Origin of the sequence: Rothia sp. HMSC075F09 (assembly GCF_001810515.1) — a bacterium.
Classification (GTDB): domain Bacteria; phylum Actinomycetota; class Actinomycetes; order Actinomycetales; family Micrococcaceae; genus Rothia.
In genome coordinates this window covers 225,599-244,437 of sequence record NZ_KV801780.1, presented here as the reverse complement: position 1 = coordinate 244,437, position 18,839 = coordinate 225,599, and the positions used below count along the sequence as shown (strand labels likewise).

The window sequence follows — 18,839 nt, the reverse complement described above, 5'->3', positions numbered from 1 at the left end:
CTAAGGTAGGAATACAGAATGGCACACAAGAAGGGCGCAAGCTCCACCCGTAACGGCCGTGACTCGAACCCCCAGTACCTCGGTGTTAAGCGCTACGGCGGCCAGTCCGTCAACGCAGGCGAGATTCTCGTTCGCCAGCGCGGCACCCACTTCCACCCCGGCCTGAACGTTGGCCGCGGTGGCGACGACACCCTGTTCGCTCTGGCAGCAGGCACCGTCGAATTCGGTACCCGCAAGGGCCGCAAGGTCGTTAACATCCTGGCAGCAGCTGAGTAATACTCACCGCTAGGGCAGAGGGGGTAGGCGTTAGTCTACCCCCTCTCGCTATGACCTCGAATGCCGTGGACGCCCGTGCTGGGCTCCACGATGAGGCGCACCCCAACCCGGTCGCGCCTGCCGCCGCATCCGCAGCATGATTGGTGTGTGCCGTGCGGTGGCGAAGTGAAGATTTTCCAAGATAAGGAGAACCCGTGGCAGAATTCGTGGACCGCGTGGTCTTGCATGTATCTGGCGGTCGCGGAGGTAACGGCTGCGTCTCCGTGCGACGTGAAAAGTTTAAGCCCCTGGGCGGCCCTAACGGCGGTAACGGTGGTAATGGTGGCGCGGTGATTCTGCGCGTAGATAACCAGACCACGACCCTGCTGGAGTACCACCACAGCCCGCACCAGCACGCCCCGAATGGCGATATTGGTCGTGGCGATATGCACCACGGCTATAACGGTGAGGACCTGGTTCTGACCGTGCCGCAGGGTACTGTGGTGAAGGACCGCGAGGGTAATGTTTTGGCTGACCTGCTGCGTGTGGGCGACGAGTATGTTGCTGCGCGTGGCGGTATGGGCGGTCTGGGTAATGCTGCGTTGGCTTCGGCTAAGCGTAAGGCTCCCGGTTTTGCTCTGTTGGGCACCCCCGGTGAAGAGGCTGATATTGTTCTGGAGCTCAAGTCCATTGCGGATGTGGCTCTGGTGGGTTACCCGTCGGCGGGTAAGTCTTCGTTGATTGCTGCGATTTCTGCGGCGCGTCCGAAGATTGCTGACTACCCGTTCACCACTTTGATTCCGAACCTGGGTGTGGTGCAGGCGGGCGATGTTCGCTACACCGTCGCGGATGTTCCGGGTCTGATTGAGGGCGCTTCGGAGGGCCGCGGTCTGGGTCACCGCTTCCTGCGCCATGTGGAGCGTTCTTCGGCTCTTGTGCATGTGATTGACTGCGCTACTTTGGAGCCGGGCCGCGACCCGATTAGTGACTTTGAGGTGATCCGCGGCGAGCTGCAGAACTATGAGGTTGACCCGACTGCGGGTGTGACCGTGCCGCTGCATGAGCGTCCGCAGATTGTGGTGCTCAATAAGATTGACGTTCCTGAGGCTCGTGAGCTGGCTGAGTTTGTTCGCCCCGAGTTTGAGGAGATGGGCTTCAAGGTCTTCGAGATTTCGACTGCTTCCCATGAGGGTCTGAAGTCCCTGATCTTTGCGATGGCAAAGCTCGTGGAGGAGGACCGCGTGGCTCGTGCCGCTGCCGAGAAGGAAGCGGAGCGCGTGGTTGTTGAGGCTCCCGTGGTTCGTCCGAAGGGCTTCCGCGGTAAGAAGAAGCAGGAGTTCACTATTCGCCGCGAGGAGCGTAACCTTGAGCCGCTATTCCGCGTGATTGGTGAGAAGCCTGAGCGTTGGATTCAGCAGACTGACTTCAATAATGATGAGGCTGTCGGCTACCTGGCGGACCGCCTGGCGCGCCTGGGTGTTGAGGATGAGCTGTTTAAGGCTGGTGCTCGTGCCGGTGACGCCGTGGTGATTGGTGAGAACGACAACTCGGTGATCTTCGATTGGGAGCCGACCATGGTCGGTGGCGCTGAGCTGCTGTCCTCCCCGCGTGGTACGGACGCTCGTCTGGAAGAGATCATTCGCCCGACTCGTGCGCAGAAGCGTGTGGAGTACAAGGAGCGTATGGACGCGAAGGCGGAGGCTCGTGCCGAGCTGGAGTCCGAGCGCGCTGCAGGCGTGTGGACCGAGTCGGTTGAGTACCGCAAGAAGCTGAAGGAAGGCAAGGTCGACGAGAATATCGACATGCCGAACGTCGAGGACTAATAGCTGAAGCGTTAGCTGTTGCCTAGACAGCTGTTGCCTAGACAGTGAATGGTGCCGCGCACCGGGGTTTGCCCCGGTGCGCGGCACTTTCTTGTGTGCTGTGCGGTTGTCTCTCGCGCCGGATGTGTGTGTTGGAACATGCGGGTGAACCTGTGGTCGGGCGTGCTGGCTGGGTATTCCACTGGCGGCTTAGCTCACCCCCCGTCATTTCGGTTTTTTTGACCGTAAGCAGGTAGCATAGAGGGGAATGTACGCGGGCACCGTTTTCGGTGTTGCGTGCCTTCTGTGTACCTGCCCGCATCCGCGCCTGTAGTGGCTTTTTAGCTGCCGTGGTGCGGTCTCTGTCCCCAGCAAGGACGGCATTTGTGACTGACCAGTCTGTTCACCTTGATTTTGGTGCTCCGAGCACCGAGTCGATTCCCCCGCGCATTCCCGGTCGGGTGCGTCTGGGCGTGATGGGTGGAACCTTCGACCCGATTCACCACGGACACCTGGTGGCAGCTAGTGAAGTTGCCGCCGTGTTCGACCTGGACGAGGTCGTGTTCGTTCCGACCGGTCAGCCCTGGCAGAAGGTGGGGGAGCGGCACGTGAGCGACGCTGAGCATCGCTACCTGATGACGGTGATTGCGACCGCGTCGAACCCGCGTTTTACGGTGAGCCGTATTGATATTGACCGTGGCGGCGCCACCTACACCTTTGATACGCTTAACGAGCTGCGCGCCCTGCGCCCGGATGCTGACCTGTTCTTCATTACCGGCGCGGACGCGATTAGCCAGATTATGACCTGGCGCAATGCCCATAAGCTGTGGGATTTGGCGACTTTTGTGGGTGTGACCCGCCCCGATCACGATCTGGATCCGCCGCTGGCAGAGGGTCGTCATATTACGACCCTGAAGATTCCTGCGATGGCGATCTCTTCGACCGATATTCGTCGCCGCGCAGCTGAAGATGCCCCCATCTGGTACCTGGTGCCCGATGGTGTGGTGCAGTACATTGCTAAGTACGGCCTGTACAAGAAGGACGCTTTGACGGCGTACCGTGACGGCTTGCCTCACGTGAAAGATGAGTCTGGGCAGGCACCCCAATCGACGAATAATGAGGGAACACATGAGTGAAGCTACGGGTTCGAAGCCCTATAGCGAGGACGAAGCGTACCTCTACGAGACGTACGTGACCGAGGACGGCATTGAGGTGCCGCCGCCTACTAAGGTGATGGGTCCGCGCCGTCTTGCCCGCTACCGTGAAGAAGTTGCCGAGTACCTGCGTGCAGCCCGCCGCGGTGAGCCCGCGAAGCCTGTTGCGAATATGGGCTCCGTGATTCATGCGGACGCTATTGACCCGCAGGTTCTGGCTGTTCAGCGTCGTTTTGCGGCGCTGGCGGCGCAGGGCAAGATTGACACTGAGGCGAACGATGAGGAGAAGCTGCACGAGCCTGCTCCTCTGACCAGTAGCCTGCGTATTCTGCGTCCCGAAGAGATCGCGCAGAACCGTGTGGATGCGACCAGCCCCTCCGCGGTGGATAACCCGATGACTTCTTCAATCCCTGTCATTGCCGTGGTCAAGGAGGAGAAGCCGGAACCCGAGCTGCACCAGTACCTGGTGCGCGATGAGCCGAAGGTTGAGGAGCTGGACAGCTCTGACGTTGAGGCTGAGCAGACCGAGGTCGCTTCCGTTGAGGAAGAGACCGTTGAGGTTGCTGAGGTTGAAGAGTCTGCTGACGAACTGCCCACCCGCGTGAGCGCAGTGAACGCGCAGGGTCTTGACCTGAGCGTGTTGGATAGCGCCTCCGCAGGGGATACCGTAGATTCGGTGGACGGCGACCCGACTGTTGCTCTGAGCCCGGATGAGGTTGAGGAGCTGCTGCAGCGCATGGTGGATCGTCAGGATCCCGAAGAGGCACTGGTTGAGGAGACTGCCGAAGAGTCTGAAGAGGACTCTGAGGATGAAGAGTCTAAGTCGGCTGAGTCGAAGTCTGCTTCGGCTGCTTCTGCTGAGGCTCCGGAGGAAGCTGAGGAAGAGTCTGCTTCTGAGAGCGCTGTTGAGAAGGCTGAAGAGGTTCTGCAACCTGCGCAGAAGACCTCCCTGGCGTGGCTGTGGATTGTGCTGCTGCTTGCCCTGGTCGTTGTTGGTCTGATTATGATTTTTGGCCCTAAGTAGGCCGTGAACAATGCACCCCTGTTGCGGGTGCTGCCGGCGGGTGTTCTGCCGGCAAGGAAGGAAAATATGACTGCTGCACAGTCCTCGATTGAGGCTCTGCGCATTGCCGCCCGCGCTGCGGAGGAGAAGCAGGGAACGAACCTGTTCGCTGTGGATGCATCCGACGCGATGGGTCTGATTGATGGCTTCCTGGTGGTTTCTGCCCACAATGAGCGCCTCGTGAACGCTGTTGCGGATGAGGTTGAGGACGCTCTGCGTGAGCAGGCTGACCTGAAGCCGGTCCGCCGTGAGGGTCGTTCCTCGGGTCGTTGGATTCTGCTGGACTTCGGCGATATTGTCGTGCATGTTCAGCATGAGGAGGACCGCGAGTTCTACGCTCTGGATCGTCTGTGGGCTGAGGCCCCGCGTATTGAGCTGGGGGTTGAGAACGAGGCTCCCTTCGACATTGAGGGTGAGACTGAGGAAGATGCTGCGCGCATCATTCCCGCTCAGGATGAGGCGTAAGCTTGATTTTTAGCTGATGAGGGGTGGGCTCTGCTGGCGCTGTATGGTGCCGCGGGGTCCGCCCTTCTTGCTTAGCCTTTGGCTTACCCGCCGGGAACTTTTTGGATTTTTGGGTGCGCTGGTTTGCATCGCTGTCCGTGGTGTGTGTAATATATTCATGTTGCCTCGTTGAGGTCACTAACTGAATATGGGGATATGGCGCAGCTGGTAGCGCACCTGCATGGCATGCAGGGGGTCAGGGGTTCGAGTCCCCTTATCTCCACGTTTTCCTCGGTTGAGGAGCTTGTCGCCCGGTTCTTGTGAATCGGGCGATTTTGCTATCTGCCGATAACTCTCGATAGTCAACAACACAGTTCATAGTTGAGGAGTCACTCATGGGAGCGCACGCACATCACGGCCACGGCGGGCATCACGGGCATCACCACGATCATTCGCATGCCCCGAGCCCGGAGGACGCCGCCTTGATGCGTCCGCGCCTGCTGATTGCGTTTAGCTTGGCGGTCGTTATTGTGTTGGCGCAGGCGATTGGTTCGTTGGTCACGGGAAGTCTTGCGCTGCTGACTGATACGGCGCACGCCCTGGCGGATGCCTCGGGCCTGCTGGTGGCGCTTACGGCGGCTTCGCTGATGACCCGGCCCGCGACGTCCCGCCGCACATGGGGTTTCCGCCGCATTGAGGTGCTTGCCGCCCTCGGACAGTCAGTGCTACTGCTGGCGGTGGGTATCTACACGGCGGTGGAGGGCGTGCATCGCCTGTTCGCTCCGCCGGAGGTGCCCGGTACCGAACTGCTGATCTTTGGTGTGGTTGGCCTGGTCGCGAACGCTATTGGTATTGCGGTGCTGGCTTCGGGCCGTAACTCGAACTTCAATATGCGTGCCGCGTTCCTGGAGGTGCTCAATGACGCCCTGGGCTCGCTGGGCGTGATTGTGGCGGCTATCGTGATTTGGCTGACCGGCTTCTACCAGGCGGATGCCCTGGCGGGTCTATTCATTGCGGCGCTGATTGTGCCGCGTGCAGTACGTTTGATGAAGCAGACCACGGCGGTGCTCATGGAGTTTACCCCGGACGGCCTGGACCTGGACGCGATGCGTGAGCACATGCTGCGCGTTGACGGCGTTGTAGAGGTGCACGATGTGCACGCCTCGATGGTGGCGACCGGTCTGCCAGTGGTGACCGCGCACGTGGTGGTTGCCGATTCATGCTTCCATGACGGGTCTGCGGTGACGATTCTGGACCATATCCGTTCGTGTGTGGCGAGCCATTTTGAGGTGTCGGTTGAGCACTCGACCTTCCAGCTGGAGACCGCCGAGCTGGGTGGTCGTGAGCCGGCTTCGATTCGCCACCCGTAGGCTGGCTCGCGTAGGTTTTGCCTCGCGTAGGTTTTGCCTCGCGTAGATTTTGCCCATGCTTCGCCGGCAGGTCTGCCCGCCGCGGTAGATAGAGCAGAAATAGCAAGCCAGAACAGGTACCAGAACCAGAGATAGCGGGGGAGAGGCGACCGTTATATTTGGTGGCTCAACTATGCAAAAGATACACTCTTTAGGGAGCAAAAGGTGCTCCTCACCCGCACACTTTGACAGGTCCGCTGGCTGGCTCTTTAGTTTGGCAGTCGCGGTAGCCTGCAACGATGAGCGCCTCAGCCCAGCTGAAACGGAATAGCTGAAACGGAACAGCGGGCGGGCGCATCCATAGATTTTTGACGAGAACAACCACGATTAGCAGCAGATACGGAACACTATGCATTCACCTATTGCCACTTACCTGACCGAGACCCTCGAGTCGGTCGCTTCTGATACCTCCGGTGAGTTGGCAAACTATATTCCGGAACTTGCCGCCGTGGACCCGGACAAGCTCGCCGCGTCTATTGCGATGGTTGACGGTGAGCAGTACGCCGCCGGTGACTCCGATGTGGAGTTCACGATCCAGTCGATTTCTAAGCCGTTCGTGTACGCCCTGGCGCTCGCGGACCGCGGCTATGATGACGTGCTTGCAAAGGTGGGCGTGGAGCCTTCCGGTGAGCCGTTCAATGAGCTGTCCCTGGAGGACGGCTCCGGTAAACCGCTGAACCCGATGATTAACGCGGGTGCGATTACTACCCATTCGCTGGTGGGTCCTCCCGGTGCGACTCAGGGCGAGCGCATGGAGCGCGTCATTTCTGGTCTATCTGCGTTTGCGGGTCGTCGCCTGTCGGTGAATGAGCGCGTGTACGAGTCTGAGCTGGAGCACGCGCACCGTAACTACGCGATTGCGCACATGTTGCGCGGCCACGGCATCCTGACCGGTGACCCGACCGTGGCGGTGCAGGGTTACACCCGCCAGTGCTCGCTGATGGTGACGGTTAAGGATTTGGCGCTGATGGCGGCGACTTTGGCGAACTATGGTGTGCATCCGGTGACGGGTGAGCAGGTGGTTCCTAAGACTGTGGTGCGTCAGGTGCTGAGCGTCATGTTCACGTGCGGTATGTATAACGCTGCGGGTGACTGGGCGACCCAGGTGGGTGTGCCGGCGAAGAGCGGCGTGGGCGGCGGCATTATTGGTGCGGTGCCCGGTCAGCTGGGTGTGGCGACGTTCTCGCCGCGCCTTGACGGTCACGGTAACAGTGTGCGCGGTGTGGAGCTGTTCGAACAGTTCTCGGATGACATGGGCATGCACGTGATGAACGTGCCGACCGTGGCTCGTTCGGCGTTGCGCGCGAACTACCAGATCGGTTCGGGCGATGAGTCTATGCGCCTGATTCAGTTGCAGGGCCGCATCCGTTTTGCGGGTGTGGAGCGCGTAATCCGTGAGATTGTGGAATCCCCGATGGAGGGTTCCAAGGTCGCCCTGGATGTGACGCGCGTGTACGCGGTGGATGAGGTCGCTCAGAGCATGCTCCTGGAGCTGATGCGTCGCCTGCGGAATGACGGGTACAAGGTGTACCTGATTGATAATGACGAGACGATTACGAACACGGATGCGCTGCGCAGCATGGGTGTGAAGGTTCTGACGAACCCGGCGGCGGTGACTTCTGCTGAGTCGGATGCTGAGCGTGTGGCTGAGGCGGACGCCGAAGAAGCGGCGGAGGCTGCAGCTCTGGAGGCGCTGAATGCGTTGGAATCCGCTAAGGCGGAGCAGCCGGAAGCGTCTGAATCCGAGTAGGTTTCTAGCCGCGTACTTGGTTGTACGATTGTGTGAACTTATATATTGAGGCCCCTTTCCAGGGCGCGTTGTGAACGCGTTCTGGGGGAGGGGCCTTGCTGTGCTTACCTAGAGCTGCACCTTGCGCTGTAGCTGTACCTGGATTGCCTGGCGGGGGTAGCTTAGTGCGCTGAGCGTGGTCTTCGGTGAGTGAGTGGACTGAAAGTACGTAGAGGTTCTTTAATAGCGCAGTTGTTAATCATTAAGTAATATTTTGAATTTTTCGATAGCTAACAGTGGTCTCATCATACACTCGTAATATGAACACTGTTCCACACTCAGAAACACCTATCGCTCCTCGTCAATCCGCTATTACTGACCCCACCGCTGACCGGGCGGTGGCGGGTGCCTCTGCCCGCGCCTCCATGGGGCGACGGGAACTCTTACGACACGTTAGTACCTTTGGTCTGGGCGCGGTGAGCTTCGGAGTGCTGGGTCTTGGCCTCACCGGTTGCACCCCGTCGAACACCCCATCGAGCAGCCCGTCCGGTAGTGCGTCGGGTAGCGCCTCGGCAAGCCCTTCTTCGACCCCTTCGGCAAGCTCGGCGGCTACCCCTTCCGCATCTGGCTCCGCAACGGGTACTGCATCCCCGACCGCCGCGGCATCTAAGACCGATTCTGCGACTGCGACCTCGTCGAACCCGGTTCCCGCAGCGCGCGCCTGGACTGGCCCGCAGACCGGTCTACCGGGTGAGGGCAAGTATATTGCGTGGACGGTCGATGACGGCGCCGACCCGGAGGTGGTACGCGCCTACGCGGAGTTTTCTCGCCGTACCGGCACGCGCCTCACCTTCTTTATCAACGGTCAGTACCCGGCGTTTAGGCAGCATCGTGACCTGTTGTTGCCGCTGGTGAAGAGTGGTCAGTTGCAGATTGCGAACCATACGTATAGTCATGCGGCGTTGACGAGCCTGACGGATGAGCAGATTGTTCAGGAGTTGACCCGTAATGATGAGGAGATTAGGCGTCTGTTTGGGGTGTCTTCGAAGCCGTATTTCCGCCCGCCGTACGGGTATTATGATGCGCGCGTGTTGGCGGCTGCGGCCTCGTGTGGTTTTACGCGCCCGGTTCTGTGGTACGGGTCGTTGGCGGATTCGTCTAATATTTCTTCGGCTGAGGTGTATGCCTATGCGGAGAAGTATGCGTTGGCTCAGCATATTGTGATTGGGCATTTGAATTATCGGGGTGTGGTGTCTGAGCTGGACCGTATTCGGGCGTTGTTGAATCGGCGCGGGTTGAAGACGGTGACGATTCGCGACTATTACGGGTAGTGCGGGGGAGCCCCGGCGAGGGGTTCCGGTGGGTATACTGGGAGGCATGATGAAGCTTCCTCAGAACCCTATCCTTCGGCAGGTGCACCGCTTCCGTGAGTCGCTGCTGCTTCTGCTGTATTACTCGCTGTCTTTTCTGGGTGTGCGGTGGATGCGCACGGGGCATCCGCGTGTGGCGGCGGTGTGGTCTGTGGGTTTGTGGCTGAATTTGGTGCTGCGTGGCATGGGCCAGGTGGTGCGTATGCTGGTGCCGGTCCTGCAGGATGCGGAGGCGCGCCGTGCTCGTGCTGAGCGTGCCCGTGCCTACCAGCCGCGCTAACCTCACCGGCTGAGCTGACAGAACGAGGCTGATATGACGAAGCCCCCTCGTACTAGAAATAGTGCGAGGGGGCTTCGCCATATCTGGGGTTGAAACTTAGTGCTTCTTCTTCGGCTCGCACGCCACGCCGTCACCATCAGAATCAAGACCGGGGCGGTAACCCGGCTCGCCACGATGCAACGGCGCCGCACCAGCTGCACGTACCGCATCACAATTCTTGTAATAAACACTCGACTGCGCCGGAGCCTGCTGCACCGGCTGCGCGGGAGCTTGCTGAGCGGGAGCCTCAGCCGCCGGAGCCTGCGCGGGTGCCTGCTGGACGGGCGCCTCCGTAGCTACCGGCGCCTGCTGAACAGGCTCAGCCTGTTGCGCGGGTGCCTCAGAAACTGGAGGTGCCGGAGCCTCCGCGGAAGGTGCCTCAGTAGCCGGTGCCTGCACGGGAGCCTCAGTAGTCGGAACCGGAGACGGGGTTACCGTCGGGGTAGGAGACTCCGAAGGAGTCGCAGACGCACTCGGAGAAGAACTAGGAGTAGCTGAAACCGAAGGGCTAGCAGAAACAGACGTCGACGATGACGCAGAAGGCCCAGGCTTCGGAGCGCGAACAGACGAAGAGCAACCGGTCAGAAGCAGGGCACCCGCAAGAACACCAGCGGTCGCGGCGTGAATTTTCAACACAATATTCCTTTAGAAGTGAGTGGACAAGCGTGTTCACCGTAGAACACACACTCCAGTGTAAAGGAAAACAGCCCCACCCGCAGACAACATCGAGCCGCCCACAAAGAGCCCGACAAGGAAAGACACAGTGTGCGGGCATGGCAAAGCCCCCTCGCACCGGTTCGCACAGAACCGGCACAAGGGGGCTTCGCTATATCTGTTGCTTCGCCATATCTGGGGCTGTATGAGCCGGGGAGAGCTAGGGGAGTAGTCCCCGCCGGGACAGCTCTAGCCAGAACCGCTAGCTCTAGCCGGGCTGAGGCTAGGAGCAGTTGCCGTTCACATCGCAGGACGGACCCGCCTCCGCAGCATTGTTACCTGCTGCGTCACCAGCCGCGCCCGCCAGCGGGTTCAGGAACTCAACCTGATGAGTCTGCTCCCACACCTGACGCAGCGCCTGCACCAGCGCCTCCGCAGGCTGCGCACCATTCACCGCCCACTTCGACTCAATCAAGAAGAACGGCACACCATTAATGCCCAGCTGGTGCGCCAACTGCTCATCAGCGCGCACATCCACCGCGTAACGGTCGCTCTTCAACACCGCCTCAACCTCGGCGGTATCCAAACCAATCTCAGAGGCGATATCCAGAATCGACTCGTGATCCTGCACCGAACGGCCCTGCGTGAAGTACGCCTTCTTAAACGCCTCCTGCGCCGCCGATGCCAAACCCTGCTCCGCCGCATAATGAATCACACGGTGCGCATCAAACGTGTTACCGTAGCGTGCCTGCCGCCAATTGAAATCCAAACCCACCTCGCGGGCACGCTCCGCTATCGACTCCTGGCTCGCAATCGCCTGCTCCAACGGCATCTGATACTTGCCAGCAATCATCTCAGGCAACGAACCTGCCGGATGCTCCGTAGCCGACGGGTCCAGCTCAAAACTATGCCACACCACCTCAACCTCGTCACGGTGCTCAAACTCGGCGAGCGCCAGCTCCAGGTTACGCTTGCCCACGTAGCAGAAGGGGCACACAATATCGGACCAAATATCAATACGCATGGTGTCTATTCCTCTCACACTCGGATGGGGCAACTGCCGCAACTGTACGCTCACCTAACGCCCCGGTTGCCGCGTTTATTCCCCAGCCTTTATTCCCGCGCGTTTATTCTCGCCGGGTACGGCAAAGCCCCCTCGTACCGGTCCGTAGGGGAACCGGGTCAAGGGGGCTTAGCACACGCGATATACGCGAGCCTATCGGCGGGCAGCTGCCGAAGCGCTCGTCGTGCCTGCCGGTGCGGTCGTAGCCGCCGGAGCCGCCGTCGCACGAGCAGGCGGAGCAGTCGTTGCCGCCGGAGCCGTAGTAGCCTGCTGGCTAGCCGCTACCTCATCCTCATAGCGGGTGGTCGGTGCCTGAGTCGGAGTTTCAGTAGTCGGCTCCTGGGTAGGGGTTGCCGGTGCCTCAGTGGTCTGCTCGGGCTCCGGGGTTTTCTCCTCCGGGGTAGGGGTCGGCGAAGGAGCCGCCGCCTTAATCTCTTCCTCGGATGCGTCACCGTAGTAGTCACGAACCGTCACCGCAGTCAGGCCGCGGTCATCAATCAGACCCTTCACCTTATCCAGAATCGGGATGATCGTCTCGTAGTTCAGGTGACCCAGCACAATCTGCTGCGGCAGCATGTAGCGGATGCAACGCATGTAAATCACGCGGGAGCTGGTCTTCGCCTCGTCACCGGTGGTGCCGTTCCACATGACCGGGCGGGTAAAACCAATCTCACCGGCAGCCTTCAGCACCGCATCGTTGTAGCGGCCGTAGGGCGGGCGGAAGTACGGCTTCGACGAGACACCGAACATGCTCATAATCTCGTCTTCGTTACGCTGCAGCTCTTCCTTCACGCCCTCAGCATCCAGGGTGGTCAGATCGGCGTGGCTGTACGTGTGGTTCGCAACCTGAATCTGGCCGCTCTGAACCAGCGGACGCAGCAACGACACATGCTCCTTAAAACCGGTGTAAGAAGCGTTAATGAAGAAAGTCAGGCGAGTATTCGTACGCTTCGAGAACTCAGCGTAGCCGCGAATCGCCTCCGGGCTTGCGCCGTCATCAACAGTCCACGCAACATACTTGCCGTCACCAATGAGGGAGTTGCCGATGCCGGGCCATTCGCGCGGCTTATCAACCGGGTTGCCAGCAGCGGCAACCGTCGGCGAATTCGTGGGTGCGGGGCGAGTAGCAGTAGCAGAGGTCTCGCCGCCAGCCTGATACGGAGTGAAATTACCGCTGGTGCCGTCGTAGTCATTCGACTTCTTCGAGCAGGCAGCAATCAGCGGAAGCATAGCAGTGCCGAGCACAAAAAGTCGGCGGTTAGGCTGTGAGTGGGTCATACTCTCCAGGATAACGCCCCCACCTGCAAGGAACGAATCTGAACAGCGAATACACCCTAAATAATGTGCACATCACACCGCGCGCTCAGCACCACAGTATTAATAGGTATAAAAACTAGGTATAAGAACACAAAATCAAGAAGCCTCAAGCCGGTAACGCTCCGCTACACTAGTGGGATGGAGAATTTGGGCACTCACGAATTGCGCAACCTTGTGAACGATGCTGCCGACGAGGCAGTCAACATCGGCTACCGCGTTGCAGACCGGCTGCACAGGTGGCGTGAAAAGCGCGCCATCGCCGCCGGCCGTGAACCCATCCTCGTGCCCTCCGAAGGCTACGGACGCACCGCCTTCGACGGCAACCCCGGCTGGGTCCGCATCATCGCCCGCGCACTCTACAAGACGGTCAACCTCGAACGCCTCCTGCAAGTCGTAGAAGGCACCCAAGACACCGCCAACCCCATGCGCGGCTGGCGCTCCTTCACCGCAACCGCAATGTCCGACGTGCCCGTCACCATCGTCATCGACGGCACCAAGCACGAGGCGTACACCGACCGCGGCGGCGTACTCGACGTCAAACTCAGCATCGACCTGGACCCTGGCATGCACGAAGTCATCATGTACGTGCCCGGCTCCCGCGCCGTAGCAACCAGCGTCTACATCGTTCCCGAAAGCCAGAAGCTCGGCGTCATCATGGACGTCGACGACACCGTCATGGTCACCATGCTGCCGCGCCCCATGGTTGCCGCCTGGAACTCCTTCATCCTCGACGAGCACGCACGTATCCCCACCCCCGGCATGGCGGTCATGACCGACCGTATCCGCCGCAGCCACCCGAATGCGCCGTTCATGTACCTGTCCACCGGCGCCTGGAACATCACCCCGACCCTGCGCCGTTTCCTCAGCCGCAACGGCTACCCGCGCGGCACGTTCCTGCTCACCGACTGGGGCCCCACCCCGGACCGCTGGTTCCGCTCCGGAACCAACCACAAGGTCGAGTCCCTGCGCCGACTCGCCGAGGAATTCCCGCAGATGAAGTGGATCCTCGTCGGTGACGACGGGCAGCGCGACCCGTACATCTACAACGGCTTCGCGGTACGCTACCCGGACAACGTCGCGGCAATTGTCATCCGCAATCTGACGGTGGGGGAGACCATGCTCGCCTCCGGTCGCGTGTGGAGTGACTACCGTGCCGAACAGATGATGCGCTCGCCGCTGTGGATTGAAGCCACAGACGGCGTAACGCTGAGCAAGAAGCTGCGTGAGCTGGGCCTGATCGATTTCTAGCCGGTTACTGCTCGCCGGTTGCTAAAATCTGTGCCTATAGCCTGTAAACCCACCGCAAATACCGCGAAATGCCGGTATATGCGGTGGGTTTTGGTGTTTCAGCGGAATTAACCAACTTAAACCCACGACACACCGGCTGCTGAAAAAGAGTTAAAAATCTTTTCTACAGCCTTAATCACATAGCTTAAACCCGCTCGAAGGGGGTTAACCCCCGCCTTTAAGAAAGTCCGTTCTGCTTTAAAACCGCGCCGTTCCGCGCAAGAACGGGTGAGAGCGGAAATCTCTTTAAAATCAAGCCCGAATCTGCCGGGTTTTATGCCCCCAAACGCATACATGAGGTTAACTGAACCTCAACTCAGCGGGCGAATGAACCCTTAAAAATCCTGACCAACTTAAACCCCACCTGTGGATAACCCGGCACACCCCGCGAAAATACGGCGAACTAGCCCCGCGGCAGGGTGTGGATAAGCTGTAGACACCCCCTCTTAAGTGGGTTCAACTGTGGGTTTATCGAACGAAACACGACCCTCGCACCACATCATCTTGTGGTGCAGAAAAATCTCGACACTAGATGTAGTATTAATACTCGGTTCCACCACTACGGCACTTTTAGGCGCCCTGCCCCAGAGCAGGAAACCGCCACGCCCCACTAGGAGGGGGCAGTGGACGGCACAGCGCCCGCCGTAAATAACACGTGGTGAACCACCGACGAAACACGCCAGATTCATTCACGAGATAAGCCCGCCCGAGCGGGAGAAAGTAAGAGGCACTCCCATGGTAGTGACCGTGTACACCAAGCCCCAGTGCGTCCAGTGCAACATGACCTACCGCGCCCTCGACGCGAAGGGTATCAGCTACACCAAGGTTGATATCACCGAAGACGCTCAGGCCCTCGAAATGGTCAAGTCCCTCGGCTACATGCAGGCACCCGTCGTCATCGCAGGCGACGAGCACTGGTCCGGCTTCCAGCCCGACAAGATCAACGCTCTGGCAGCGTAACAACCCTGCCGAAACCCGTACAAACGGAAAATCGGCACGGAACCACACCGGCCCACGAGAATAAGGAGTACAGATTGAGTACCGCCCTCACGCCCAACCCCGTCGACGAGCACGCAGAAATCCGCAAGATTCTTATGGATGCACGCAATGCTTCCGAGGGTCGAGCGACCGAGGACGAACTGGACGATACAGCGCCACTCATCGTGTACTTCTCCTCCATCTCCGGTAACACCCACAAGTTCGTGGAGAAGATCCGTGCCCGCCGCCTCCGCCTGCCGCTGCGCACCGGCGAAGACACCCTCATTCTTGATGAGCCGTTCGTGCTCATCGTCCCCACCTACGGCAAGCCCGAAGGCGCCGGTAACGTTCCCCCGCAGGTGGTTAAATTCCTGAACGTGGAGCAGAATCGCCACCACATACTCGGTGTGATTGGCTCCGGCAACACCAACTTTGGTCCGCTCTTCGGTATCGCGGCAGACATTGTCGCCAAGAAGTGCGATGTGCCCGTGCTCTTCAAATTTGAGCTCATGGGCACCGATTCAGATGTAGAAAAAGTCAACGAAGGATTGGAAGCATTTTGGACGCAAAACTGCCCTCAGCACTAGAAACTCTCGGTGCGAGCCACAACGGCAAGAGCGTGCCCGAGAAGTTCAAGGGTATGAGCTACCACGAGCTGAACGCACTGCTGAACCTCTACGATGAGAACGGCCAGATCCAGTTCGATGCAGACCGTCAGGCGGCACGTCAGTACTTCCTGCAGCACGTCAACAACAACACCGTCTTCTTCCACGACCTGGAAGAGAAGATCGAGTACCTGATCGAGAACCAGTACTACGAGCCGGAACTCTTCGACAAGTACAACTTCCAGTTCATTAAGAACCTGTTCAAGCGCGCCTACGCCGTGAAGTTCCGCTTCCCGACCTTCCTGGGTGCCTTCAAGTTCTACACCTCCTACGCGCTCAAGACCTTCGACGGTCAGCGCTACCTGGAGCGTTTCGAAGACCGCGTCTGCATGGTCGCACTGCTGCTGGCAGAAGGCAACGAGAAGCTCGCCGAAGACATCGTCGACGAGATTATCTCCGGCCGTTTCCAGCCGGCAACCCCCACCTTCCTCAACGCAGGTAAGCGTCAGCGCGGCGAGCTCGTCTCCTGCTTCCTGCTGCGCATGGAAGACAACATGGAGTCCATCGGCCGCTCCATCAACTCTGCACTGCAGCTCTCCAAGCGCGGCGGCGGCGTGGCATTCGCCCTGACCAACCTGCGCGAGTCCGGTGCGCCCATTAAGAAGATTGAGAACCAGTCCTCGGGCGTTATCCCCGTCATGAAGCTGCTGGAAGACGCCTTCTCCTACGCAAACCAGCTCGGCGCACGTCAGGGTGCCGGTGCCGTGTACCTGCACGCACACCACCCCGACATCTACGCCTTCCTGGACACCAAGCGTGAGAACGCTGACGAGAAGATCCGCATCAAGACCCTCTCCCTGGGCGTTGTCATCCCCGACATCACCTTCGAGCTGGCGAAGAAGAACGAGGACATGTACCTCTTCTCCCCGTACGATGTGGAACGCATCTACGGTGTGCCCTTCTCCGACATCAACGTCTCCGAGAAGTACTACGAAATGGTCGACGATGCACGCATCACCAAGACCAAGATCAACGCGCGTGAGTTCTTCCAGACCATCGCAGAGATCCAGTTCGAGTCCGGCTACCCGTACGTGATGTTCGAAGACACCGTCAACCGCGCGAACCCCATCGCCGGTAAGATCATCATGTCCAACCTGTGCTCCGAGATCCTGCAGGTTTCTGAGCCGTCCACCTACCACGCTGACCTCGGCTACGAGACCGTCGGTAAGGACATCTCCTGCAACCTCGGCTCGCTGAACATTGCACTGACCATGGACGGCGACGATTTCGGCAAGACCGTGGAAACTGCGATTCGTTCGCTGACCTCCGTCTCCGACCAGTCTGACATCCGCTCCGTACCCTCCATCGAGCGCGGCAACGGCATGAGCCACGCCGTGGGTCTGGGCCAGATGAACCTGCACGGCTACCTGGCACGCGAGCACGTCTACTACGGTTCCGAAGAAGCACTGGACTTCACCAACATGTACTTCTACACCGTCGCCTACCACGCAATCCGCGCCTCCATGCAGATTGCTAAGGAACGCGGCCAGCGTTTCGAGGGCTTCGAGAACTCGAAGTACGCGTCCGGTGAGTTCTTCGCAAAGTACATTGAGAAGGAATGGGCACCGCAGACCGAGCGTACCCGCGAACTGTTCGCTAAGCACCACATCCCCACCCGTGAAGAGTGGATTCAGCTGGCTGCTGACGTGGCACAGTACGGTATGTACAACCAGAACCTGCAGGCTGTTCCGCCGACCGGCTCCATCTCCTACATCAACGGTTCGACCTCTTCGATTCACCCGATCGCTTCGAAGATTGAGATCCGCAAGGAAGGCAAGCTCGGCCGCGTCTACTACCCGGCGCCGTACATGACCAACGAGAACCTGGACTACTACCAGGACTCCTACGAAATTGGTTACGAGAAGATCATCGACACCTACGCCGTGGCAACCCAGCACGTGGACCAGGGCCTGTCGCTGACCCTCTTCTTCCGCGATACCGCAACCACCCGCGATATCAACCGCGCCCAGATTTACGCATGGCGTAAGGGCATCAAGACCATCTACTACATCCGTCTGCGTCAGATGGCTCTTGAAGGTACCGAGGTTGAAGGCTGCGTATCCTGCATGCTCTAGCCCGAATGCTGTGACGCATTCAGCCTGAGCTGGCACACTATAACTAAAGACTGGAAGGGGCGGTTACGGTAAACACGCAAACCGCCTGCGCGACTGGCTGGCCGCGCGTGGCACCGTAACCGCCCCTTAAGAATCGGAGAATTACTAATGAGCGAAAAGGTGAAGCTCGTCGACCACGTGGTCGAGGCTATCAACTGGAACCGTATTGAGGACGAGAAGGACCTTGAGGTTTGGGATCGTCTGACCGGTAACTTCTGGCTGCCGGAGAAGGTGCCGCTGAGCAACGACGTGCCCTCCTGGAAGACCCTGACCGAGGAAGAGAAGCAGCTGACCATGCGCGTCTTCACCGGTCTGACCCTGCTGGACACCATCCAGGGTACCGTCGGTGCTGTGTCCCTGCTGCCGGACGCTGTGACCGCGCACGAAGAGGCCGTGTACACCAACATTGCGTTCATGGAGTCCGTGCACGCAAAGTCGTACTCCTCGATCTTCTCGACCCTCGCCTCCACTAAGGAGATTGACGAGGCGTTCCGCTGGGCTGCTGAGAATGAGCACCTGCAGAAGAAGGCGAAGATTGTTCTGTCCTACTACACCGGTGACGACCCGCTGAAGAAGAAGGTTGCCTCCACTCTGCTGGAGTCCTTCCTGTTCTACTCGGGCTTCTACCTGCCCATGTACTGGTCTTCGCACGCGAAGCTGACCAACACCGCTGACCTGATTCGTCTGATTATTCGTGACGAGGCAGTGCACGGCTACTACATTGGCTACAAGTTCCAGCGCGGCCTGGCGAAGGAGTCCGCGGAGCGTCAGGCAGAGCTGAAGGAGTACACCTTCAACCTACTGTACGAACTGTACGAGAACGAGGTGGCGTACACCCACTCCCTGTATGACGGTGTGGGTTGGAGTGAGGACGTGAAGAAGTTCCTGCACTACAACGCTAACAAGGCTCTGATGAACCTGGGCTACGAGCCGATGTTCCCGGCGTCCGTGACTAACGTGTCCCCGGCGATCCTGTCGGCGCTGTCCCCGAACGCGGATGAGAACCACGACTTCTTCTCCGGTTCCGGCTCTTCCTACGTGATTGGTAAGGCCGTGAACACCGAGGACGAGGACTGGGACTTCTAAGCCCCTTCTCGTCTCGAGATATAAGGCTGAGATAACCGACCCCCGCGTGTCCACTGTGGATGCGCGGGGGTTCCGCCGTTTAACCGGGCTATTTAACGTGCCAGGATGCCCAGGCTTCCCCGGTATAACC

The 18,839-nt window shown here is 59.4% G+C and carries 17 protein-coding genes and 1 tRNA gene; 15 read left to right on the top strand and 3 right to left on the bottom strand.

Annotation, left to right across the window (positions count from 1 at the left end):
• Positions 1-18 precede the first annotated feature (18 nt).
• From rpmA to HMPREF2749_RS02865, 10 genes are all read left to right on the top strand, one after another.
• Positions 19-276 (top strand): 50S ribosomal protein L27, encoded by a 258-nt coding sequence (rpmA, locus tag HMPREF2749_RS02910; RefSeq protein ID WP_005505766.1) that lies wholly within the window; start codon positions 19-21, stop codon positions 274-276.
• A 194-nt stretch (positions 277-470) separates the two neighbouring features.
• On the top strand, positions 471-2,078 hold the full coding sequence (obgE, locus tag HMPREF2749_RS02905) for a GTPase ObgE (RefSeq protein WP_070593384.1): 1,608 nt from the start codon (positions 471-473) through the stop codon (positions 2,076-2,078).
• Positions 2,079-2,443: 365 nt separating this feature from the next.
• Positions 2,444-3,193 (top strand): nicotinate-nucleotide adenylyltransferase, encoded by a 750-nt coding sequence (gene nadD, locus HMPREF2749_RS02900; protein ID WP_049350106.1) that lies wholly within the window; start codon positions 2,444-2,446, stop codon positions 3,191-3,193.
• Entirely contained in the window at positions 3,186-4,235 is a 1,050-nt protein-coding gene (locus HMPREF2749_RS02895) for a hypothetical protein (RefSeq protein WP_049356787.1), read from the top strand. Before nadD ends, HMPREF2749_RS02895 begins: the two co-directional genes overlap by 8 nt.
• 66 nt (positions 4,236-4,301) lie before the next feature.
• A complete protein-coding gene (gene rsfS, locus HMPREF2749_RS02890) occupies positions 4,302-4,739 on the top strand; it encodes a ribosome silencing factor (RefSeq protein WP_005505774.1) in 438 nt (145 codons plus the stop codon).
• A 189-nt stretch (positions 4,740-4,928) separates the two neighbouring features.
• Positions 4,929-5,001, top strand: a tRNA-Ala gene (locus tag HMPREF2749_RS02885).
• Between the two features lie 112 nt (positions 5,002-5,113).
• Positions 5,114-6,088: a cation diffusion facilitator family transporter gene (locus HMPREF2749_RS02880; protein ID WP_070593383.1), complete on the top strand. Its 975-nt coding sequence runs from the start codon at positions 5,114-5,116 to the stop codon at positions 6,086-6,088.
• Between the two features lie 388 nt (positions 6,089-6,476).
• Positions 6,477-7,877, top strand: a complete 1,401-nt coding sequence (locus tag HMPREF2749_RS02875; protein WP_070593382.1) for a glutaminase — start codon at positions 6,477-6,479, stop codon at positions 7,875-7,877.
• 455 nt (positions 7,878-8,332) lie between these two features.
• Entirely contained in the window at positions 8,333-9,187 is an 855-nt protein-coding gene (locus tag HMPREF2749_RS02870) for a polysaccharide deacetylase family protein (protein WP_246823487.1), read from the top strand.
• Between the two features lie 46 nt (positions 9,188-9,233).
• A complete protein-coding gene (locus tag HMPREF2749_RS02865; protein ID WP_246823486.1) occupies positions 9,234-9,506 on the top strand; it encodes a hypothetical protein in 273 nt (90 codons plus the stop codon).
• 96 nt (positions 9,507-9,602) lie between these two features.
• Here HMPREF2749_RS02865 and HMPREF2749_RS02860 read toward each other — a convergent pair whose 3' ends face one another.
• From HMPREF2749_RS02860 to HMPREF2749_RS02850, 3 genes are all read right to left on the bottom strand, one after another.
• Complete coding sequence (locus HMPREF2749_RS02860; RefSeq protein WP_049352363.1) at positions 9,603-10,181, bottom strand: excalibur calcium-binding domain-containing protein; 579 nt, start codon at positions 10,179-10,181, stop codon at positions 9,603-9,605.
• Positions 10,182-10,482: 301 nt separating this feature from the next.
• Positions 10,483-11,223, bottom strand: a complete 741-nt coding sequence (locus HMPREF2749_RS02855; RefSeq protein ID WP_070593380.1) for a DsbA family oxidoreductase — start codon at positions 11,221-11,223, stop codon at positions 10,483-10,485.
• A 192-nt stretch (positions 11,224-11,415) separates the two neighbouring features.
• Entirely contained in the window at positions 11,416-12,540 is a 1,125-nt protein-coding gene (locus HMPREF2749_RS02850) for a polysaccharide deacetylase family protein (RefSeq protein ID WP_070593379.1), read from the bottom strand.
• A 177-nt stretch (positions 12,541-12,717) separates the two neighbouring features.
• Here HMPREF2749_RS02850 and HMPREF2749_RS02845 point away from each other — a divergent pair, with 177 nt between their 5' ends.
• From HMPREF2749_RS02845 to nrdF, 5 genes are all read left to right on the top strand, one after another.
• Positions 12,718-13,827 carry an App1 family protein gene (locus HMPREF2749_RS02845; protein ID WP_070593378.1) on the top strand — a complete coding sequence of 370 codons (1,110 nt, stop codon included), beginning with the start codon at positions 12,718-12,720 and terminating at the stop codon, positions 13,825-13,827.
• A 774-nt stretch (positions 13,828-14,601) separates the two neighbouring features.
• Entirely contained in the window at positions 14,602-14,826 is a 225-nt protein-coding gene (gene nrdH, locus HMPREF2749_RS02840; protein ID WP_005505794.1) for a glutaredoxin-like protein NrdH, read from the top strand.
• Positions 14,827-14,900: 74 nt separating this feature from the next.
• Complete coding sequence (nrdI, locus tag HMPREF2749_RS02835; protein WP_049342045.1) at positions 14,901-15,431, top strand: class Ib ribonucleoside-diphosphate reductase assembly flavoprotein NrdI; 531 nt, start codon at positions 14,901-14,903, stop codon at positions 15,429-15,431.
• Positions 15,404-17,584: a class 1b ribonucleoside-diphosphate reductase subunit alpha gene (gene nrdE, locus HMPREF2749_RS02830; RefSeq protein ID WP_070593377.1), complete on the top strand. Its 2,181-nt coding sequence runs from the start codon at positions 15,404-15,406 to the stop codon at positions 17,582-17,584. Before nrdI ends, nrdE begins: the two co-directional genes overlap by 28 nt.
• A 147-nt stretch (positions 17,585-17,731) precedes the next feature.
• On the top strand, positions 17,732-18,709 hold the full coding sequence (gene nrdF, locus HMPREF2749_RS02825) for a class 1b ribonucleoside-diphosphate reductase subunit beta (RefSeq protein WP_049342043.1): 978 nt from the start codon (positions 17,732-17,734) through the stop codon (positions 18,707-18,709).
• Positions 18,710-18,839: the final 130 nt, after the last annotated feature.